The organism is Streptomyces sp. NPDC088817 (genome assembly GCF_044750345.1).
In the GTDB taxonomy this organism is placed as follows: Bacteria; Actinomycetota; Actinomycetes; order Streptomycetales; family Streptomycetaceae; genus Streptomyces.
In genome coordinates, this window is the sequence record NZ_JBIVJN010000010.1 from 57614 (window position 1) to 78364 (window position 20751).

Sequence of the window (20751 nt, forward strand, 5' to 3'; positions counted from 1 at the left end):
GGAGGAGATCCGCTGGACTGGGGGTGTCTGACACCCCCTAGCACTGAAGGAAACTTCCGAGGAGTCACCAATATCCGGGAAGTTTCTGCCAGTCAAGGGAGTGCACATGAACAGGTGGGGGCTGCCGGCCGCGGTGCGGAGGAGAGGGTGGTCGGTGATCGCGTCCCTCGGTGGCGCCGGGTACCCGGCCGGTCAGCGGGACGTGTGCGCGGACGCCTCCGGCCAGTGCTCCCGCAGGGTGCGCACCGTCTCCGCGATGGCCGGCCTGCGGGCGGCGCCCGTGCGCCACAGCGCGTACAACCGCCGTACGGGCATCGGGTCCAGCGGCACCTCCACCACCCCCTCGGGCAGCGGACCCCGGCCCAGCCGTGGGATCAGCGCGACGCCCAGGCCCGCCGCGACCAGGGCGACCAGGGTCGGGTTCTCGTCGGCCTGGTGGACCACGTCCGGCTCGTGCCCGGCGGCCCGCAGGGTGCGCAGCAGCCAGTCGCTGCACACCCGGCCCGGCGGCTGGCAGATCCACCGCTCGCCGCCCAGCTCCTCGCGCCGCACCCCCGCCCGCCCCGCGAACGGGTGCCCGGCCGGCACCAGCAGATCGCACAGGTCGTCCCCGATGAAGGCCTGTTGCACCCCGGCCGGGGCGGGCAGCGGGGCGATGTCCCAGTCGTGGGCGACGGCCAGATCGACGGCCCCCTTGGCCACAAGGTCCACCGACAGGTGCGGGTCGACCTCGCTGAGCCGGGCGTCCAGGGCCGGGTGCCGCCGGGCCAGGTCCGCGAGGACGCGGGGCATGAGCCCGCGCGCCGCCGAGGCGAACGCCGCCACCAGCAGCCGCCCGGCGGGCACCCCGCGCCGCTCCTCGAGCTCGGTCTCGGCGCGTTCCACGATCGCCATCAACTCACCCGCTGTGGCGACCAGTTGGTGCGCCTCGTCGGTGAGCCGCACGCCGCGCCCCGCGCGTTCGAGCAGGACGGTCCTGGTCTCCCGCTCCAGCTTGGCGATCTGCTGGGACACCGCCGACGAGGTGTACCCGAGCGCGGCGGCGGCCGCACCGACGGTGCCGTGTACGGAGACGGCGTGCAGGGCGCGCAGGCGCTGGAGATCGAGCACGGTGCCTCCGAGAGGTCGAACGATTAGCAGTGCTTCACGCAATGGTGCAGCAATCATCGCTGGTGCTTCACGGTCCGCGGGCGTGATCCTCGGTACATGCGACCCGCCCATGTCCTGCTCGCCGTCCTCGTCGCCGCCGTCTGGGGCGTCAACTTCACCGTCATCGAGGTCGGCCTCGGCCACTTCCCGCCCCTGCTCTTCTCGGCCCTGCGCTTCCTCGCGGCCGCGGTCCCCGCTGTCTTCCTCGTGGGCCGCCCGAAGGTGGCGTGGAAGTGGATCGTGGCGGTCGGACTGGTGCTCGGCGTCGCCAAGTTCGGGCTGCTGTTCGTCGGGATGGATGCCGGGATGGCCGCCGGGCTCTCCTCCCTGGTGCTCCAGATCCAGGCGGTGTTCACGGCCCTGTTCGCCTTCCTGGTCCTTGGCGAACGGCCTTCGGAAGTACGGGTGCTGGGCATGGGCGTGGCGCTCGCCGGGATCGGCGTCGCGGCCGTGGACGAGGGCACCGCGGGCCCCGTCGGCGCCTTCGCGCTCGTCGTCGCCGCAGCGGCCTGCTGGGGTGTCTCCAACGTGCTGACCCGCAAGGCGGCGGCCCCGGACGCGCTGAACTTCATGGTCTGGGTGAGCACGATCCCGGTCCTGCCGCTGCTCGGCCTGTCGCTGCTGCTTGAGGGCCCTTCCCGGGACCTGGCCGCGCTGCGCGCCCTGGACTGGCAGGGCGCGGGCACGGTCCTCTACGTCGCCTGGATCACCACGATCTTCGGCTTCGGGGCCTGGGGCCTGCTGCTGCGCCGCCTCCCGGCGTCCACGGTGGCTCCCTTCTCACTGCTGGTCCCGGTCTTCGGCATGTCCTCGGCGGCACTCTTCCTCGGCGAATCGGTGAGCCCCCTGCGCTGGTGCGCGGCGGCGCTGCTGGTGGGCGGGGTGGCGTTGACGTCCCTGACTCCGGGCCGCCGCCGCGAGCCGTCGCCCGCCCCGACTCCGGAGACCGCCGCCGTCCCCGCCGGCGGCCACCCCGCCCCGCCGCAGCCGGCCGCGGAGCCACGCTGAGGGCGACGGGCCCGTTCACCGGTCCCCGGAGGACGGGCCCCATGGGCACCCGCCCTGCTCGTCACGCGCCCGGTTCGCGCAGGTCGAGCCGCCAGTCCTGGCCCAGCAGGTCCTTGCCGAAGGAGTGGTGCGGCTGCTCGGAGACCAGGACGAAACCGTGCCGCTGGTAGACGCGGCGCGCGCTGCCGAGCACGTCATTGGTCCACAGCACCAGGTCCCGGTAGCCGGCGCCGCGCGCGAAGTCGACGACCGCCCGTACCAGCCGGTTCCCGATGCCCAGCCCGCGCGCCTCGGGCCCGACGAGCAGCAGCCGCAGCCGGGCGGTGGCCGGGGCCTCGTCCTGTACGCACATCACGCATCCCACCGGGCGCCCGTCAAGTTCGGCGATCCACACCCGCTCCAGGGCCGGGTCGTGGTCCTCGGCGAAGTCGGCGACGATCCTCGCCACCAGGCGCTCGTAGTCGGCGTTCCAGCCGAACTCGGCCGCGTACACCGCGCCGTTGCGCTGCACGATCCAGCCCAGGTCGCCGGGTCCCGGCCCGCGCAGCACGACGTCCTCGGGGCGGGGTGCCCGGCCGTCGGACAGGATCTCCCGAACGGTGCGCATCGCGTCCGCCAGCCGTGACCGGTCGGCCGGCGGTACGGAGAGCAGCAGCCGGCCGACGGACTCCCGCGCCCGCTCCTCCAGCAGGCCGGCGGCCTCCCTGCCGTGGGGGGTGAGCGTGACGCTCCGGCGCCGGGGATCCCGTTCGGACGGGCCGCGCTCGATCAGCCCCTCCTGCTCGAACTTGTTGAGGATCCGGCTCAGGTACCCGGCGTCCAGGGAGAGTTCGGTCCGCAGGTCGGCCGCGTCGGTCCGGGGCGCGTGCGCGAGTTCGTAGAGCACCCGGGACTCGGTGAGCGTGTAGGGAGCGTAGAGGTGGCGGCCGTAGTCGAGGGCGCCGATGGCGTTGGTGTAGAAGCGGTTGAAGGCGCGGATGTCCTGGACGGTCATGTCGGGCCCCGTGGGTGAGGGGATGGGAGACGGACGCGGATACTTGACTCAGTCAAAGAACCCACCCTCCGAGGCTAAATCGCCACGGCCCACCCGTCCACGCCCCGCCCCACAGAACCCGCCCGCCCGACAGCGAACCCGCCCGCCCGACACCGCACGGTGTCCCGTGCCCGGAGTGCGGCCCTGCGGCTTGGCGTGCTGTCCCGTGTCCCGCGTGCGGTCCCGCGTCCTCGCGCGCCGTCTCGTGCCCCGCACGCGGCCCAGCGGCCCCGCACGCGGCCCAGCGGCCCCGCACGCGGCCCAGCGGCCCCGCACGCGGCCCAGCGGCCCCGCACGCGGCCCAGCGGCCCCGCGCGCTGCCTCGTGGGCCCGCATGCAGTCCCGCGGTCTCGCGCGGTGTCGCAGGCCCCGCGAAGGGCATCAAGCCCCTGTGGTCCCTGGGCCCCCAGGTCCCGCGGGACGTCTCAAGTCCCGTGAAACTAAAGCCCCGTGGGGTTCTCAGCCTCCGCGGCCTTCAGCCCGCGCGGTGGCCCGCCCTCGCGTATGCGCCTCACGCTGCGGGGTGCCCAAAGACGCGCGCGGTGCCTTACGCCCCCCGCAACGCCCCCGCAGACGCGCACGGTGCCTCACGCCCCCCGCAACGCCCCCGCAGACACGCGCAGCGCCTCACGCCCCCCGCAGCACCCCCACGGACGCGCGCGGCGCCCCCGTGGACCCGCGCACCATCAGCTCCCCCGGGACCTCCGCCACCCCGCCCGGGGGCGGCTCCTCGCGGCCCATCGCGATCCGGCCCGCGCGGGCGCCCGTTTCCGCGAGGGGGAGCCGGACCGTCGTGAGGGCGGGGACCGTGTCGACGCTGAAGGGAAGGTCGTCGAAGCCCACCACCGAGACGTCCTCGGGGATGCGCAGACCGGACTCGCGCAGCGCGGCGCAGGCGCCCAGCGCGACGGAGTCGTTCGCGGCGACGACCGCCGTCAGGGACGGGTCGCGGCGCAGCAGCTCCAGGGTGCCCTCGTGGCCGGACCGGCGGTCGTACCGGCCGTGCACCGTCCGGCGGGGATCGTCCTCGACGCCCGCCGCGGCCAGCGCCTCCCGGTGGCCCTCCAGCCGGTGGCGGGTGGTCGTCCGCTCCTCGGGGCCCCCGATGTAGCCGAGCCGACGGTGGCCCAGGGCGATCAGATGCTCCGTCAGCCGCCGTGCGCCGCCGTGGTTGTCGAAGGTCAGCGCGATCGCCCGGGTGTCCGGCGCCGGCGGCCGCCCGCACAGCACGACGCGTGTCCCGGCGTCGGCCAGCTTGCGCAGCTTCGACGAGACCGCCGCCGCGTGCGGCGCGTCCTCCACGGCCCCGCCGGTCAGCACCACCGCCGCCGCCCGCTGCCGTTGCAGCAGGGTCAGGTACGTCAGCTCACGGTCCGGTGAGCCGCCCGTGTTGCAGACCACCGCCAGCCGCTCCCCGCCGGCCCGCCCCCCGGGCCCGCCGATCTCCGACTGGATGGCGCTCGCCATGATCCCGAAGAAGGGGTCGGCGATGTCGTTCACCAGGATGCCGACCAGGTCGGAGGTCGCGGCGGCGAGCGAGCTCGCGGGACCGTTGAGCACGTAGTCCAGCTCGTCGACCGCCTTCAGCACCCGTTCCCGAGTGGAGGCGGCGACCGGGTAGTTGCCGTTCAGCACGCGCGACACTGTCGCGGGAGAGACCTGTGCGCGGGCCGCCACGTCCGCCAGGGTCACCGTCATCTCGTCGTCCTCCGGTCGCGCATCTCGTCGTCGTACGTGCCACCCGATACGTGCCACCCGCGCTCCGCCGCGAAGACGCGCCCGGCCCGGGGTGTCGTGCAGACCTTACGGCCACCCGGCCCGCCCGTCGGCCGCCTCGAACCACCACGTCCTGGACACGCTCTTGTCCGGACCGCCGCCCAGAGGCTAGCTTCTCTGTGCATAGAAAGCGCTTGCTGCGCCGCTCACCAGTATCACCACCGGGGGCGTACGCGGCGCGTGGACCGCGTACGAAGGGACTGACGTGACACGCAAGACGGTGCGGATCGCCATGAACGGCGTGACCGGGCGCATGGGGTACCGCCAGCATCTGGTCCGCTCGATCCTCGCCCTGCGCGAGCAGGGCGGACTCGACCTCGGCGACGGCACCGTGCTGTGGCCGGAACCGGTCCTGGTCGGCCGCCGCGAGCACGCCCTGCGGGCGCTCGCCGAGAAGCACGGCCTGGAGCACGTCTCGACCGACCTGGACGCGGTCCTCGCCGACCCGTCCGTCGACATCTACTTCGACGCGCAGGTCACCTCGGCCCGCGAGGAGGCGATCAGGAAGGCGATCGCCGCCGGCAAGCACGTCTACACCGAGAAGCCCACCGCCACCGGCCTGGAGGGCGCCCTGGAGCTCGCCCGGCTCGCCCGCGAGGCCGGCGTCAGGCACGGCGTCGTCCAGGACAAGCTCTTCCTGCCCGGCCTGCTCAAGCTGAAGCGGCTGATCGACGGCGGCTTCTTCGGCCGGATCCTGTCCGTGCGCGGCGAGTTCGGCTACTGGGTCTTCGAGGGCGACTGGCAGGACGCCCAGCGCCCGTCCTGGAACTACCGCGCCGAGGACGGCGGCGGCATCGTCGTCGACATGTTCCCGCACTGGGAGTACGTGCTGCACGAGCTGTTCGGCCGCGTGACCTCCGTGCAGGCCCTCACCGCCACCCACATCCCCCAGCGCTGGGACGAGAACGGCAAGCCCTACACCGCGACCGCCGACGACGCCGCCTACGGGGTCTTCGAGCTGGAGGGCGGCGTGATAGCCCAGATCAACTCCTCCTGGGCCGTCCGCGTGAACCGCGACGAGCTGGTCGAGTTCCAGGTGGACGGCACCGAGGGATCGGCCGTCGCCGGACTGCGCGACTGCCGCGTCCAGCACCGCTCCGCCACCCCCAAGCCGGTCTGGAACCCCGACATCCCCGCCACCGAGGTCTTCCGCGACCAGTGGCAGGCGGTGCCCGACAACCAGGACTTCGACAACGGCTTCAAGGCCCAGTGGGAGCTGTTCCTCAAGCACGTGTACGCCGACGCCCCCTACCACTGGGACCTGTTCGCCGGCGCCCGCGGCGTCCAGCTCGCCGAACTGGGCCTGAGGTCCTCGGCCGAGGGCCGCCGCCTCGACGTACCGGAGATCCAGCCGTGACCATGCGACTGCCCGGCCCGGGCGGGGCACTGCGCGCCTACGAGCCCCGCACCGAGCCGTTCGCCCCCACCCCGGGCACACCCTTCACCTCCCGTACGGTCTTCTCCGCCGCGCACGTCGTCGCCGACCCGTTCGCCGACGTGTCGCCCGACTCGCCCGCCGCCGTCGACTGGGACGCCACCCTCGCCTTCCGCCGCCATCTGTGGGCCCACGGGCTGGGCGTCGCCGAGGCCATGGACACCGCCCAGCGCGGCATGGGCCTGGACTGGGCGGGCGCGGCCGAACTGATCCGCCGCTCCGCGGCCGAGGCCCGTGCCGTCGGCGGGCGCGTCGCCTGCGGCGTCGGCACCGACCAGCTCACCGGCGGTTCACTCGCGGAGATCCGGGCCGCGTACGAGGAGCAGCTCGCCGTGGTGGAGGAAGCGGGCGCCCAGGCGATCCTGATGGCCTCGCGCGCCCTGGCGGCCACGGCGAAGGGCCCGGAGGACTACCTGGAGGTCTACGGGCACCTGCTGCGCCAGGCCGTCGACCCGGTGGTCCTGCACTGGCTCGGCCCCATGTTCGACCCGGCCCTCGACGGCTACTGGGGCTCGGCCGACCTGGACGCGGCCACCGACACCTTCCTGGAGGTCATCGCCGCCCACCCCGACAAGGTCGACGGCGTGAAGATCTCGCTGCTGGACGCCCAGCGGGAGGTCGACCTGCGCCGCCGCCTGCCGCAGGGCGTGCGCTGTTACACCGGCGACGACTTCCACTACCCCGAGCTGATCGCGGGCGACGAGGAGGGCTTCAGCCACGCGCTGCTCGGCATCTTCGACCCGCTCGGACCGCTGGCGGCCGAGGCGGTACGGGTCCTGGACACCGGGGACATCAAGGGCTTCCGTGCTCTGCTCGACCCCACGGTCGAGCTGTCCCGGCACCTCTTCCAGGCCCCCACCCGCTTCTACAAGACCGGCGTGGTGTTCCTGGCCTGGCTCGCCGGGTACCAGACGCACTTCACGATGGTCGGCGGCCTCCAGTCGGCCCGCTCCCTGCCGCACCTCGCCCGCGCCTACGAACTCGCCGACGGACTCGGCCTGTTCCCGGACCCGAGGCTCGCCGAGGAGCGGATGAAGAACCTGCTGTCACTGCACGGGGTGAACCAATGACCACGGACCTGGAACGCTTCTCCATCAACCAGATGACGGTCAAGCAACTGTCGCTGCCGGAACTGGTCGACAGCTGCCTGGAGTTGGGCGTGCCGGGCGTGGGCCTGTGGCGCGAGCCCGTCCAGGCGTACGGCGTGGAGGCGGCGGCCAAGCTGGTACGGGACGCGGGCCTCACCGTCACCACCCTGTGCCGGGGCGGCTTCCTCACGGCGACCGACCCCGGCGAGCGGGCGAAGGCCCTGGACGACAACCGGGCCGCCGTCGACGAGGCCGCCGTCCTCGGCACGGACACCCTGGTCCTGGTCTCCGGCGGACTCCCGGCCGGCAGCAAGGACCTCCACGGAGCCCGGGAGCGCATCGCGGACGCCCTCGCCGTCCTCGGGCCCTACGGGGCCGAGCGCGGGGTCCGCCTGGCCATCGAGCCGCTGCACCCCATGTACGCCGCCGACCGCTGCGTGGTCTCCACCCTCGCCCAGGCGCTCGACCTCGCCGAGCGCTTCCCGGCCGACCAGGTGGGCGTCACCGTCGACACGTACCACATCTGGTGGGACGACAACGCCCCCGAGCAGATCGCCCGGGCGGGCGCGGGCGGCCGCATCCACACCTTCCAGCTCGCCGACTGGACCACCCCGCTGCCCGAGGGCGTACTCAACGGCCGGGGCCAGATCGGCGACGGCTCGATCGACATGCGGGAGTGGAAGCGGTACGTGGAGGCGGCCGGCTACACCAGGGCCATCGAAGTCGAGCTGTTCAACGAGGAGTTGTGGACCCGGGACGGACGGGAGGTACTGGCCGAGACGGCAGAGCGATTCATGGCACACGTGATCCAATGACCGTATGACGGAGAAGGGCACGCGAACGTCCCTGGGGCCGTTGGAACTGACCGACGGCCGCTGGGTGATGGGGGATCCGAGCCGGCCGAGGAGTCATTGGGTCGAACTCCGGACGGACGGGCTGTACCAGCACGAGCCGGACTCGCAGGGGCAGTTGATCCCGTGGTCCAGGATCATGCCGGGGATCCTCTTCACCCTGGGCGTCACCGGACGGCTGGCCCTCCAACGGCCCTGGTCGCCCCGCGCGATACGTGAGGCGGTGACAGAGGCTCGGCAGGCCGGACGGCGGCCGCGGGATGGTGAGGAGAGCCCCGAGAGCTCCTGACCGCCGAGGACGCCGACCGGCCCGTTTCACCTGTTCTCCTGCGAGGAGTGCCCGGCGTTCACGCCGTGGTCAGAGGGCGTCGACCTCCGCCGCCGTGGGGTAGGACTCCTGCGCGCCCCGCCGGGTGACGGCGACCGCGCCGACCCGGGCGGCGTAGGCCGCGGCCTGTTCCAGGGACGCGCCCGCGCCCAGCCGCCATGCCAGCGCCGCCGTGAACGCGTCGCCGGCGCCCGTGGTGTCCACGGCGTCCACCTTCACCGACGGGACTCGGGCGACCCCTTCGGCGGACGCCACCAGCGCGCCCTCGCCGCCCAGGGTGATCACCACCGAGCGCGGACCCAGGGCGAGCAGGCCCCGCGCCCAGTCCTCGGGAGCGTCGTCCGCCTCGGCGCCGCCCAGGATCACCTTCGCCTCGTGCTCGTTCACGATCAGCGGGTCGCAGGCCGTCAGGAGCTCCCGCGGCAGGGGGCGCGGCGGCGACGGGTTCAGTACGAACCGGCTCCCCGGCGCCAGGTTCCGCACTGCCTCCACGACCGTCTCCAACGGGATCTCCAGTTGCGCCGAGACCACCCGGGAGGCGCGGACGAGGGCGCCGGCCGCGCGGACGTCCTCGGGAGTGAGCCGGCCGTTGGCGCCCGGCGAGACCACGATGCTGTTGTCCCCGGACGGGTCCACCGTGATCAGCGCGACCCCGGTGGGCGCCCCGCCGACCAGCACGCCCGCCGGGTCGGCCCCGGCGTCGCGCTGGGCGTCGAGCAGCAGCCGGCCGTGGGCGTCGTCGCCGACCCGGGCCAGCAGGGCCGTCCGGGCCCCGAGCCGGGCGGCGGCCGCGGCCTGGTTGGCGCCCTTGCCGCCGGGATGGACGCTCAGATCGGAACCGAGCACGGTCTCCCCGGCGGCGGGCCGTCGCTCGACACCGATCACCAGGTCGGCGTTGGCCGACCCCACGACCAGCAGGTCGTAGTCGTACATGTGTGCTCTCTCCTTACGGGGGTGATTCACGAGGGGGCCGGCCGGGTCGACCGACGGAAACCGGCCGTGTGGGGCGCCGGTGGTGGTCAGGTCGCCGGTGTCAGGTCGCCCGTCACCGCGTCGGCCCCCGGTTCGCCGCAGGAGCGGCGTACGACCAGCCGGGCGGGCAGGGTCACGGACCGCGCGGGCCGTCCCTCCATGCGGTCGACCAGGGCGCGCACGGCGGCCCGCCCCAGCTCGCCGGTGGGCTGCGCGATCGCGGTGATCGGCGGGTCGGTGTGGGGGAACCACGGGACGTCGTCGAACGCGGCCAGCGCGATGTCGTCCGGCACCCGCAACCCGCGCGCGCGGATGGCGTCCAGCGCGCCCAGCGCCATCAGGTTGTCGGCCGCGAACACGGCCTCGGGAGGCTCGGGCAGCCCGAGGAAGCCCTCGGTGACCCGCCGGCCGCTGCCGGCCTTGAAGTCGCCCTGGCCGATGTACGCGTCCGGGAGCGGGAGGCCGTGGGCGGCCAGTGCCTCGCGGAACGTCTCGACCCGTTCGCGGCCGGTGGTGGTGGCCGCGGGGCCGGCGATGATCGCGAGCCGCCGGTGGCCGAGCCCGTACAGGTGCGCGACGAGATCCCGTACGGCCGCCCGCCCGTCCGAGCGGACCACGGGCACGTCCACGCCCTCGATCCACCGGTCCACGAACACCATCGGCGTGCCCGCGCGCGCGGCGTCCAGCATCAGCGGGGAGCCGCCGTCGGTGGGGGAGACCAGGAGGCCGTCGATACGGCGGTCGAGCAGCGTCCGTACGTGGTGGTCCTGGAGGCCGGGCCGCTCGTCGGCGTTGCCGATGATCACGCTGTAGCCGAGGGCGCGGGCCTCCTCCTCGACGGAGCGGGCCAGCGCGGTGAAGTACGGATTGAGCACATCGCTGATGACCAGGCCCAGGGTGCGGGTCCGGTGGGTGCGCAGGGACCGGGCGACGGCGTTCGGGCGGTAGCCCAGTGCCTCGACGGCGGCCAGCACGCGTGCGCGTGCGTCGGCACTGACCGACGGGTTCTCGTTCAGGACGCGCGAGACCGTGGCGACGGACACGCCCGCCGCGGCGGCGACGTCCTTGATGCTCGGCATCGCCGTCCCACCTCCTCGTGGAATCGATTACACCCAGGTATTGGAAACGATTACATCCACCGAGGCAAGGCCCGTGGCCGGATCGTTGCCTTCCGAGGCGTGCGCGGCGCCGAATCCGCCCCCGTACGAGCGATGAGTTCGCGCTCCGACGTCGGTCATCACATACGACAAACGTCCGACGCAGAAAGGCATCTGCTATGTCCGCCGCCACCAAGGGCCCCGCCAGTTACTTCCCCTCCATCGAGAAGAAGTACGGCCGGCCGATCGCCGAGTGGAAGGACCTCATCCGCTCCTCGCCGCTGACCAAGCACATGGAACTCGTCAACTGGCTCAAGGCCGAGCACGGCCTGGGCCACGGCCACGCCAACGCCCTGGTGGCCCACACCCTGGCCGAGGGCAAGGCCGAGTGAGCGGCGGGCTCCACCGGCGGCCCGACCGACGGTCCGGCTGACGGACCGGGCGGCGCACCCCGGCGGGACCACGGGCGCGCAGCCGGGTCGCCCCGGCTCACCCGGCGGCGCTGTCACAGCCCGGCGGTACCGTCGGGTCATGACCACGGAGGCGAGTCGGAGCGGGCAGGCCGGTGCCGGGGAGCGGCGGCCGGCCGTGCTGGAGGGCGTGCTCGAGCGGATCACGTACGCCAACGAGGAGAACGGCTACACGGTGGCCCGCGTCGACACCGGCCGGGGCGCCGCCGACCTCCTGACCGTCGTCGGCGCACTGCTCGGCGCCCAGGTCGGCGAGTCGCTGCGCATGGAGGGCCGCTGGGGCTCCCACCCGCAGTACGGCAAGCAGTTCCAGGTGGACAACTACACCACCGTGCTCCCGGCCACCGTCCAGGGCATCCGCCGCTATCTCGGCTCCGGCCTGGTCAAGGGCATCGGACCGGTCTTCGCCGACCGCATCACCCAGCACTTCGGCCTGGACACCCTGCAGATCATCGAGGAGGAGCCGAAGCGCCTCATCGAGGTGCCGGGTCTCGGCCCCAAGCGGACCAGGAAGATCGCCGACGCCTGGGAGGAGCAGAAGGCGATCAAGGAGGTCATGCTCTTCCTCCAGACCGTCGAGGTCTCCACCTCGATCGCGGTGCGCATCTACAAGAAGTACGGCGACGCGTCGATCTCCGTGGTGAAGAACCAGCCGTACCGGCTGGCCGCCGACGTCTGGGGCATCGGTTTCCTGACCGCCGACCGGATCGCGCAGTCCGTCGGCATCCCGCACGACAGCCCGGAGCGGGTCAAGGCGGGCCTCCAGTACGCGCTCTCCCAGTCCACCGACCAGGGCCACTGCTTCCTGCCCGAGGAGCGGCTGATCACGGACGCGGTCAAGCTCCTCCAGGTCGACACCGGGCTCGTCATCGAGTGCCTCGCCGAACTCGCCGAGCCCCCCGAGGACGGCGACGACCCCGGTGTCGTACGGGAGAAGGTGCCGGGCCCGGACGGCGGCGAGGCGGTGACGGCGATCTACCTCGTGCCCTTCCACCGCGCCGAGCTGTCCCTGTCCGCCCAGTTGCTGCGCCTGCTGCGCGCCGACGCCGACCGGATGCCCGCCTTCCGGGACGTGGCCTGGGACAAGGCACTGACCTGGCTGAAGGGCCGTACGGGGGCCGACCTCGCCCCCGAGCAGGAGGCGGCGGTCAGGCTGGCGCTGACGGAGAAGGTGGCCGTGCTGACCGGCGGCCCCGGCTGCGGCAAGTCCTTCACGGTGCGCTCGATCGTGGAGCTGGCGCGGGCCAAGAAGGCCAAGGTGGTGCTCGCCGCGCCCACCGGCCGGGCCGCCAAGCGCCTGTCGGAGCTCACCGGCGCCGAGGCGTCCACCGTGCACCGCCTGCTGGAGCTCAAGCCCGGCGGGGACGCCGCCTACGACCGGGACCGCCCGCTGGACGCCGACCTGGTCGTCGTGGACGAGGCGTCCATGCTGGACCTGCTGCTGGCCAACAAGCTGGTCAAGGCCGTGCCCCCGGGTGCGCACCTGCTGTTCGTCGGGGACGTGGACCAGCTCCCCAGCGTGGGCGCCGGCGAGGTGCTGCGCGACCTGCTGGCGGACGGCGGCCCGGTGCCCGCCGTCCGCCTCACGCGCGTCTTCCGCCAGGCCCAGCAGTCGGGTGTGGTCACCAACGCGCACCGGATCAACGCCGGGCAGCATCCGCTGACCGACGGCATGAAGGACTTCTTCCTCTTCGTCGAGGACGACACCGAGGAGGCAGGCCGGCTCACCGTGGACGTGGTGGCGCGCCGGATCCCGGCCCGGTTCGGGCTCGACCCGCGCCGTGACGTGCAGGTCCTCGCCCCCATGCACCGCGGCCCGGCGGGCGCAGGAACGCTGAACGGACTGCTCCAGCAAGCGGTCACCCCGGGCCGCCCCGACCTGCCGGAGAAGCGGTTCGGCGGCCGGGTCTTCCGCGTCGGGGACAAGGTCACCCAGATTCGCAACAATTACGAGAAGGGGGAGAACGGAGTCTTCAACGGCACCGTGGGCGTCGTCACCTCGCTCGACCCGGTCGACCAGCGTCTGACGGTGCTGACGGACGAGGACGAGGAGGTGCCGTACGAGTTCGACGAACTGGACGAGCTCGCGCACGCGTACGCGGTGACCATCCACCGCTCGCAGGGCAGCGAGTATCCGGCCGTGGTGATCCCGGTCACCACCGGCGCCTGGATGATGCTCCAGCGCAACCTGCTCTACACGGCGGTGACCCGGGCCAAGAAGCTGGTCGTCCTCGTCGGGTCGCGCAGGGCGATCGGCCAGGCGGTGCGCACGGTGTCGGCGGGGCGGCGCTGCACGGCACTGGACTTCCGCCTCGCCGGCGGCTGAAAACCGCCGCCCACAGGGCCGGAAACCCGTACCTGACGCCTCGTCACAAAAAATGATCGATCAAATGAGTCGTAAAGGTCACACAGCACTTCCCGTGGCCGGAGCGAGGGGGCAGGATGAACAGGTTGACGGCACTGAGTGCCGCCAATGGGCCCAATGGTCGACCCCGAGTGCACTCTCCTGAGCCAAATGGGGGATGGTAGAGACAGTCAGGGCACCTCGAAGATGAGGCACTACGTCGGTGAGGGAAGACGTGAGCGACAACTCTGTAGTTCTGCGGTACGACGGCGGCGAGTACACCTACCCGGTGGTCGACAGCACCGTCGGCGACAAGGGCTTCGACATCGGGAAGCTGCGCGCCCAGACCGGTCTCGTGACCTTGGACAGCGGATACGGCAACACGGCCGCGTACAAATCCGCCGTCACCTATCTCGACGGTGAGCAGGGCATCCTCCGGTACCGCGGCTACCCGATCGAGCAGCTGGCCGAGCGCTCCACCTTCCTGGAGGTGGCTTACCTGCTGATCAACGGTGAGCTGCCGACCGTCGACGAGCTCTCCTCGTTCAAGAACGAGATCACGCAGCACACCCTGCTGCACGAGGACGTCAAGAACTTCTACACGGGCTTCCCGCGCGACGCCCACCCGATGGCGATGCTGTCGTCGGTCGTCTCGGCGCTGTCGACCTTCTACCAGGACAGCCACAACCCGTTCGACGAGAAGCAGCGCAACCTCTCCACCATCCGGCTGCTCGCCAAGCTTCCGACGATCGCGGCGTACGCGTACAAGAAGTCGATCGGTCACCCGTTCGTCTACCCGCGCAACGACCTCGGTTACGTCGAGAACTTCCTGCGCATGACCTTCTCGGTCCCCGCGCAGGAGTTCGACCTGGACCCGGTCGTGGTCTCCGCGCTCGACAAGCTGCTGATCCTGCATGCCGACCACGAGCAGAACTGCTCGACCTCCACGGTCCGCCTGGTCGGCTCCTCGCAGGCCAACATGTTCGCCTCGATCTCGGCCGGCATCAGCGCCCTGTGGGGCCCGCTGCACGGCGGCGCCAACCAGTCCGTCCTGGAGATGCTCGAAGGCATCCGGGACTCGGGCAACGACGTCGACACCTTCATCCGCAAGGTGAAGAACAAGGAGGACGGCGTCCGCCTGATGGGCTTCGGCCACCGGGTCTACAAGAACTTCGACCCGCGCGCCAAGATCATCAAGGCCGCCGCGCACGACGTGCTCTCCGCGCTGGGCAAGGAGGACGAGCTCCTCGACATCGCCCTGAAGCTGGAGGAGCACGCCCTGTCCGACGACTACTTCGTCGAGCGCAAGCTCTACCCGAACGTCGACTTCTACACCGGTCTGATCTACCGGGCCATGGGCTTCCCGACCGAGATGTTCACGGTCCTGTTCGCCCTCGGCCGGCTGCCGGGCTGGATCGCCCAGTGGCACGAGATGATCAAGGAGCCGGGCTCCCGCATCGGCCGCCCGCGCCAGATCTACACGGGCGTGGTCGAGCGCGACTTCCTCCCGGTCGAGGAGCGCTGAGCCTCCCGGAGGCATCACCGGCCCGTAGGGTCACCGGCCCCGTATCCGCGCAGTCCGCGGGTGCGGGGCCTCGTGCTGTGCGAACGGACCTCTCGGGCGTACTGGCCTCTTGGGCGTACCGGCGTGCGAACGGGTCCCCGCAGACAACGGGTCGCGCAACGGGTCACGGAGAAGCGGAAGGCGCCCCGGCGTGCCGGTCCCCCCACGGGCCGACGGCCAGGGCGCCTTCCCATGTCCCGGTGCGGATTCCCCCCACGGGATCCGGCCGGGCGTTCTAGGACCAGCGCCTGAATTCGCTGTGAGCACAACGAGCAGAACTCGTCGCACCTGGTGCTGTGCGGTCTGCCGGGACGCGCACGCGCGGGAGGGCCGCTCAAAGCTTCCCGGTGTACGTGCCCCGGCAACGCACCTCTGAGGAAGTCCCCCAAGACATCCTCAGATGCCGGTCAGCGCCCCCCAAGACGCTGCCCGACATCGCCAACTTAGACCTTCGAACCCCTTCGATGGTTACGTTCACATCACTGTGATCTGCGTCTCTTGCATATGTCCGTTAGGTACGCAAGAGCCCAAGTATGGCGACAGGAACCCAAGCGTAAGGATGATGCGCGAGCCTTGTGAAGAGCTTATGTGAGGCGCGCGTTGGACTCTAGAGGGACTCTTACTTCGGTCTCGAATGCTTTTCATTCAGCGGAACGTGCGCAGTCTCAGACTGTTCGTCACCACGAACACCGACGAGAACGCCATCGCCGCTCCCGCGATCATAGGGTTGAGCAGTCCGGCGGCGGCCAGCGGCAGCGCGGCGACGTTGTAGCCGAAGGCCCACACGAGGTTGCCCTTGATGGTGGCCAGCGTCCGCCGGGACAGGCGGATGGCGTCCGCGGCCACCCGCAGGTCCCCGCGCACCAGGGTCAGATCGCCGGCCTCGATGGCGGCGTCCGTCCCGGTGCCCATGGCCAGGCCCAGGTCGGCGGTGGCGAGCGCGGCGGCGTCGTTGACCCCGTCGCCGACCATCGCCACCGTCCGCCCCTCGGCGCGCAGCCGCCGCACGGCCTCGACCTTCTCCTCGGGCAGTACCTCGGCGATCACGTCCCGCGGGTCGATGCCGACGGCCCGTGCCACGGCCTCGGCGACGGCGCGGTTGTCGCCGGTCAGCAGGACCGGGCGCAGCCCCAGCGCGCGCAACCGCGCCACCGCCTGCGCGCTGGTGTCCTTGACGGCGTCCGCGACGGCGAGGACACCGCGCGCCTGCCCGTCCCAGCCGACGACGACCGCCGTACGGCCCTCGCGCTCCGCCTCGCGCCGGGCGCGGGCCAGTTCCTCGGGCAGCTCGTCGTCGAGCTCCACGAGCCGTCCCACGGCCACGGTGTGGCCCTCCACGCGCCCGCGTACCCCACGGCCGGGGGCGTTCTCGAAGTGCTCGACGGGGGGCAGCGGCCCGACCCGTTTCTCGGCTCCGGCGGCGACGGCCCGCGCGATCGGGTGCTCGGAGGCGTGCTCCAGCGCGCCCGCCAGACGCAGCAGCCGCTTCTCGTCGGTGCCCTCGGCGGCGTACACCTCCTGGAGGGTCATCCGGCCCGTGGTGACCGTTCCGGTCTTGTCCAGCACGACGGTGTCGACCCGGCGGGTGGACTCCAGCACCTCGGGGCCCTTGATGAGGATGCCGAGCTGGGCGCCCCGGCCGGTGCCGACCATGAGCGCGGTCGGTGTGGCCAGGCCGAGGGCGCACGGGCAGGCGATGATCAGCACCGCGACGGCGGCGGTGAACGCGGCGGTCACCTCGCCGGTGGCGAACAGCCAGGTGAGCAGGGTGCCCGCGGCGATGAGCAGGACGACCGGCACGAAGACCGCCGATATGCGGTCCGCGAGCCGCTGCACCTGGGCCTTGCCGCCCTGCGCGTCCTCGACGAGCCGCGCCATCCGGGCGAGCTGGGTGTCCGCGCCGACCCGGGTGGCCTCGACGACCAGCCGGCCGCCCGCGTTGACCGTGGCACCGGTGACCGTGTCGCCGACGCCGACGTCCGCGGGCACCGACTCGCCCGTGAGCATCGAGGCGTCGACCGCCGAGACGCCCTCGACGACCGTGCCGTCGGTGGCGACCTTCTCGCCGGGCCGTACGACGAACCGGTCGCCGACCGCCAGCGCGGCCACCGGGATCCTTGTCTCCCGCCCGTCGCGCAGGACGGAGACGTCCTTCGCGCCCAGTTCCAGCAGCGCCCGCAGCGCGGCGCCCGCCCGCCGCTTGGAGCGGGCCTCCAGATAGCGGCCGAGCAGGATGAAGGCGACGACCCCGGCGGCGACCTCCAGGTAGATCGTGGAGGCCGCGTCCATCCGGGAGACGGTGAGGCGGAACTCGTGGCGCATGCCGGGCATGCCCGCGTCGCCCAGGAACAGCGCCCACAGCGACCAGCCGAACGCGGCCAGGGTGCCGATCGAGACGAGCGTGTCCATGGTGGCCGTGCCGTGCCGGGCGTTGGCCAGGGCCGCCCGGTGGAACGGCAGTCCGCCCCAGACGACGACCGGCGCGGCAAGGGCCAGCGAGAGCCACTGCCAGTACGTGAACTGAAGGGCCGGGACCATCGCGAGCAGCACCACGGGGACGGCGAGGAGCGCGGAGACGACCAGCCGCCCGCGCAGGGCGGCCAGTTCGGGGTCCCGCTCCTCGTCCGCCCGGGACTCCGCGTCCGCCGCCGGTTCGGGTGCCGGCGGCGGGGGTTCCTCGGCCGTGTAACCGGTCCTGACCACGGTGGCGATCAGATCGGCGACCGACACCCCGGCGGGGTGGGAGACCCTGGCCTTCTCCGTGGCGTAGTTGACCGTCGCGGTGACGCCGTCCATGCGGTTGAGCTTCTTCTCGACGCGGGCGGCGCAGGAGGCGCAGGTCATTCCCCCGATGAGCAGCTCGACCTCCGCGGTGCCCGGCCGGCCGGCCGTGGACGTCCGCGGGACCGCTTGGGTGTTCACCCGGGTGTTCATCCTCGGTACTCCAGACGACGTACGGGCTTGGTGGACCGGGTCTCGTCAGGCCTGGCCGACGAGCTCGAACCCGGCCTCGTCGACGGCGGCGCGCACCGCCTGCTCGTCCAGCGGGGAGGCGGAGACGACGGTGACCTCGCCGGTGGAGGCGACGGCCTTCACCGAGCTGACACCGGGCAGGTCGGAGATCTCGGAGGAGACGGAACCCTCGCAGTGTCCGCAGCTCATCCCGCTCACCTTGTAGACGGTGGTGACGGTGTCCGAAGTGCCAGTCTGGGTGGTCATGTCGTTCTCCTCGTCGTGCTGGTGGGGGTCATGGTGGGTGGGGCGTGTGGGTCGCCGGGAGGCCATCGGGGCCCTCCATTCGTCAACACTATACCCCTAGGGGGTATTCCTCCAAGGAATCGCGGCCGGGTCGCCGCGCGGTCACCGGCAATGGAGTGAGGCGAGGCGCCACGGCGTCGCCGGGAGGCAGGGCCGGGCAGCCCCTCGCGTCCGGGATGTGCCCGCGTACTACGGTTTCGCCGACGGCGATGGGCCGCGAAGATACCGGGCGGAAGGCGGGACGGCGATGCGGGCTGTGGTGTTCGAGCGGTACGGGGAGCCGGCCGAGGTGCGCGAGGTGGCCGACCCGAGGCCCGCGGAGCACGGCGTCGTGGTGCGGGTCGAGGCGACCGGGCTGTGCCGCAGCGACTGGCACGGCTGGCAGGGCCACGACCCCGACATCACGCTGCCGCACGTGCCCGGACACGAACTCGCCGGAACCGTCGAGGAGGTGGGCCCCCGGGTGACCCGCTGGCGGCCCGGGGACCGGGTCACCGTCCCCTTCGTCTGCGCATGCGGCACCTGCCCCGCCTGCGCGGCCGGCGACCAGCAGGTGTGCGAGCGGCAGACCCAGCCCGGCTTCACGCACTGGGGCTCCTTCGCCCAGTACGTGGCGCTCGACCACGCCGACGTGAACCTGGTCGCCGTACCCGAGGGCATGTCGAGCGCCACGGCGGCCTCGCTCGGCTGCCGATTCGCCACCGCGTACCGCGCGGTCGTCCAGCAGGGCCGGGCGTCCGCCGGCGACTGGGTCGCCGTGCACGGCTGCGGGGGCGTCGGCCTGTCCGCGGTGATGATCGCGGCGGCCGCGGGGGCCAGGGTGGTCGCCGTGGACGTGTCCGCCCGGGCCCTGGACCTGGCCCGGGGGTTCGGCGCCGCGCACTGCGTCGACGCGTCCGCCGTCGAGGACACGGCGGAGCGGGTGCGCGAGCTGACCGGGGGCGGCGCCCATCTCTCGCTCGACGCGCTCGGCTCGCCCGTCACCTGTGCCGCCTCGGTGAACGGCCTGCGCCGCCGCGGCCGCCACGTCCAGGTCGGCCTGCTGCCCTCCACGACCGGGACCACCCCGGTGCCCATGGCCCGCGCCGTCGCCCTGGAGCTCGAACTCCTCGGCAGCCACGGCATGGCCGCGCACGCCTATCCGGAGATGCTGGAACTGGTGCGGGCCGGAGTGCTGCGCCCCGACCTGCTGGTGACGTCGGCCATTCCGCTGGCGGCCGTCCCGGACGCGCTCGCCGCGATGGGCACGGCACCGGGATCCGGGGTCACCGTCATCGAGCCGTGGAGCTGAGCCGGGTATGACGGCGCCCCACCCCGCGCGGGGCGCCGCCACACACGGCCTGGTTCAGTCGGCTCTGCGTCCGCGGTTGCCGGGCCGGGCGGCGACCCAGGCGCGGACCGTGTCGGCGTACCAGTAGGGCCTGCCGCTCTCCACATGGTCGGGCGGCGGCAGCAGACCGTGCTTGCGGTAGGACCGCACGGTGTCCGGCTGCACCCGGATGTGCGCCGCGATCTCCTTGTACGACCAGAGCCTTCGGTCGGTCATGACGTGCACCTCCCCGCGCGCACCACGGCGGCGGCCGGAGAGGCCGTCGGGGGAGCCGGGCGCCGCGCTGGCGATCTCCAAGCCTGTGGTCGGTGAACGAGACCGGCCGCGCAGCGGCAAGCGGCTGTCGGCCGGGTGTGACCGAGGACCCGCGTACTTGCGACATGTGTGACACGGCAGAGGTTTTTGTGACAGAGCTGAAGCAGGCGACTTACCCGCCCGGGGGTTTGTGCGGCCGGTTACCCCCTGTCGTCCGTATGTCCGGACAAACCATTGACAGAGGTCCGTGCCCGGCACTAGAACCGGGGGAGTGAAGGGAGGCCGAGGGCAGTCGATGGTGCGCGACCTGATCACCGCGGGGCCGTACTCGCCCGCGCGCCCGGGACGGCCCGGCGGATCAAGAGTTTCCTCACCCGAGCGGTACGGGCACGCTGGGCGCAGACCCGCACGTGCCCCGTCGCGCACGGGCACAGAACGCCTCCGGCGCGGGACGCCGCTTCGCCCTGGCAGGAGCGAAGTGCGAGCGTCGACTCCCCGCCCGCTACGGCCCCGCGCCGGAGGTCCCGACAGCCCACCGCGCGGCGCGGGCCGGCCGCACCGCGCCCGAGCGCGGAATCCGCGCGCCGTCCCCGCCGCGTCCCGCGCGGCGGACACTCCCACATGTGTCTACACGGAGACGGAAACCGCAGACACAGTGTCGGGCGCGCCTACCGCGCGGGCCTGGTGGGATGTACCTGTGGCCGGGACCGCGGCGCGCCCGTCGCCGGTCACGGGACACGAGCTGTACGCACGGCACGTATCGACCCGTCGCCGCCATCTGTGAAGGAGTAAC

The 20751-nt window shown here is 72.5% G+C and carries 17 protein-coding genes and 2 pseudogenes; 11 read left to right on the plus strand and 8 right to left on the minus strand.

The annotated features are described in order from the left end of the window. Positions 1–192: 192 nt before the first annotated feature. Positions 193–1110 (minus strand): LysR family transcriptional regulator, encoded by a 918-nt coding sequence (locus ACIP4X_RS19940; RefSeq protein ID WP_401349707.1) that lies wholly within the window; start codon positions 1108–1110, stop codon positions 193–195. A gap of 96 nt (positions 1111–1206) precedes the next feature. On the opposite strand from ACIP4X_RS19940, the gene ACIP4X_RS19945 reads away from it, so the two are divergent. Next, positions 1207–2157, plus strand: a complete 951-nt coding sequence (locus ACIP4X_RS19945) for an EamA family transporter (RefSeq protein ID WP_401349710.1) — start codon at positions 1207–1209, stop codon at positions 2155–2157. 61 nt (positions 2158–2218) lie between these two features. Here the strand turns inward: ACIP4X_RS19945 and ACIP4X_RS19950 are convergent, their stop codons facing one another. Together ACIP4X_RS19950 and ACIP4X_RS19955 are read right to left on the minus strand one after the other, a co-directional pair. Beyond that, positions 2219–3151 carry a GNAT family N-acetyltransferase gene (locus ACIP4X_RS19950; RefSeq protein ID WP_401349713.1) on the minus strand — a complete coding sequence of 311 codons (933 nt, stop codon included), beginning with the start codon at positions 3149–3151 and terminating at the stop codon, positions 2219–2221. A 666-nt stretch (positions 3152–3817) separates the two neighbouring features. Continuing rightward, positions 3818–4888, minus strand: coding sequence for a LacI family DNA-binding transcriptional regulator (locus ACIP4X_RS19955; protein ID WP_401349716.1), 1071 nt, complete (start codon positions 4886–4888; stop codon positions 3818–3820). A 283-nt stretch (positions 4889–5171) separates the two neighbouring features. On the opposite strand from ACIP4X_RS19955, the gene ACIP4X_RS19960 reads away from it, so the two are divergent. The 4 genes from ACIP4X_RS19960 to ACIP4X_RS19975 are packed head-to-tail and all read left to right on the plus strand — an operon-like array spanning position 5172 to position 8629. Next, complete coding sequence (locus ACIP4X_RS19960; protein WP_358728436.1) at positions 5172–6323, plus strand: Gfo/Idh/MocA family oxidoreductase; 1152 nt, start codon at positions 5172–5174, stop codon at positions 6321–6323. After that, on the plus strand, positions 6320–7471 hold the full coding sequence (locus tag ACIP4X_RS19965) for a dihydrodipicolinate synthase family protein (RefSeq protein ID WP_358728438.1): 1152 nt from the start codon (positions 6320–6322) through the stop codon (positions 7469–7471). Before ACIP4X_RS19960 ends, ACIP4X_RS19965 begins: the two co-directional genes overlap by 4 nt. Beyond that, positions 7468–8304, plus strand: coding sequence for a TIM barrel protein (locus ACIP4X_RS19970; RefSeq protein ID WP_391458114.1), 837 nt, complete (start codon positions 7468–7470; stop codon positions 8302–8304). The genes ACIP4X_RS19965 and ACIP4X_RS19970 overlap by 4 nt, the downstream gene beginning before the upstream one ends. Before the next feature lie 4 nt (positions 8305–8308). Then, on the plus strand, positions 8309–8629 hold the full coding sequence (locus ACIP4X_RS19975; RefSeq protein WP_391458116.1) for a hypothetical protein: 321 nt from the start codon (positions 8309–8311) through the stop codon (positions 8627–8629). Between the two features lie 69 nt (positions 8630–8698). Here ACIP4X_RS19975 and ACIP4X_RS19980 read toward each other — a convergent pair whose 3' ends face one another. Continuing rightward, the gene (locus tag ACIP4X_RS19980) at positions 8699–9601 is read right to left on the minus strand and encodes a PfkB family carbohydrate kinase (protein ID WP_391458118.1); all 903 of its coding nucleotides are present in this window, start codon (positions 9599–9601) and stop codon (positions 8699–8701) included. Positions 9602–9687: 86 nt separating this feature from the next. Beyond that, positions 9688–10719, minus strand: coding sequence for a substrate-binding domain-containing protein (locus ACIP4X_RS19985; RefSeq protein WP_391458121.1), 1032 nt, complete (start codon positions 10717–10719; stop codon positions 9688–9690). Between the two features lie 197 nt (positions 10720–10916). Here ACIP4X_RS19985 and ACIP4X_RS19990 point away from each other — a divergent pair, with 197 nt between their 5' ends. The 3 genes from ACIP4X_RS19990 (at position 10917) to ACIP4X_RS20000 (ending at position 15076) form a co-directional block, all read left to right on the plus strand. After that, positions 10917–11129, plus strand: coding sequence for a DUF4287 domain-containing protein (locus ACIP4X_RS19990; protein WP_391458123.1), 213 nt, complete (start codon positions 10917–10919; stop codon positions 11127–11129). A 139-nt stretch (positions 11130–11268) separates the two neighbouring features. Then, positions 11269–13533 (plus strand): ATP-dependent RecD-like DNA helicase, encoded by a 2265-nt coding sequence (locus ACIP4X_RS19995; protein ID WP_358728448.1) that lies wholly within the window; start codon positions 11269–11271, stop codon positions 13531–13533. A 253-nt stretch (positions 13534–13786) separates the two neighbouring features. Further along, positions 13787–15076 carry a citrate synthase gene (locus ACIP4X_RS20000; protein ID WP_326802515.1) on the plus strand — a complete coding sequence of 430 codons (1290 nt, stop codon included), beginning with the start codon at positions 13787–13789 and terminating at the stop codon, positions 15074–15076. 684 nt (positions 15077–15760) lie between these two features. Here ACIP4X_RS20000 and ACIP4X_RS20005 read toward each other — a convergent pair. After that, entirely contained in the window at positions 15761–18049 is a 2289-nt protein-coding gene (locus tag ACIP4X_RS20005; protein WP_391458126.1) for a heavy metal translocating P-type ATPase, read from the minus strand. A gap of 45 nt (positions 18050–18094) precedes the next feature. Further along, entirely contained in the window at positions 18095–18334 is a 240-nt protein-coding gene (locus ACIP4X_RS20010; protein WP_358728451.1) for a heavy-metal-associated domain-containing protein, read from the minus strand. A 286-nt stretch (positions 18335–18620) separates the two neighbouring features. Between ACIP4X_RS20010 and ACIP4X_RS20015 the strand changes: the two genes are divergently transcribed. Next, positions 18621–19664, plus strand: coding sequence for an alcohol dehydrogenase catalytic domain-containing protein (locus ACIP4X_RS20015; RefSeq protein WP_391458128.1), 1044 nt, complete (start codon positions 18621–18623; stop codon positions 19662–19664). A 54-nt stretch (positions 19665–19718) separates the two neighbouring features. Here the strand turns inward: ACIP4X_RS20015 and ACIP4X_RS20020 are convergent, their stop codons facing one another. Next, positions 19719–19919 carry an AlpA family transcriptional regulator gene (locus ACIP4X_RS20020; protein WP_141360721.1) on the minus strand — a complete coding sequence of 67 codons (201 nt, stop codon included), beginning with the start codon at positions 19917–19919 and terminating at the stop codon, positions 19719–19721. 446 nt (positions 19920–20365) lie between these two features. On the opposite strand from ACIP4X_RS20020, the pseudogene ACIP4X_RS20025 reads away from it, so the two are divergent. Both ACIP4X_RS20025 and ACIP4X_RS20030 read left to right on the plus strand, forming a co-directional pair. Continuing rightward, positions 20366–20503 (plus strand): annotated as a pseudogene (locus ACIP4X_RS20025) (5-deoxy-glucuronate isomerase); the annotation flags it as partial. A gap of 47 nt (positions 20504–20550) precedes the next feature. Then, a pseudogene (locus tag ACIP4X_RS20030) lies at positions 20551–20742 on the plus strand (3D-(3,5/4)-trihydroxycyclohexane-1,2-dione acylhydrolase (decyclizing)); the annotation flags it as partial. Between the last annotated feature and the right edge of the window lie 9 nt (positions 20743–20751).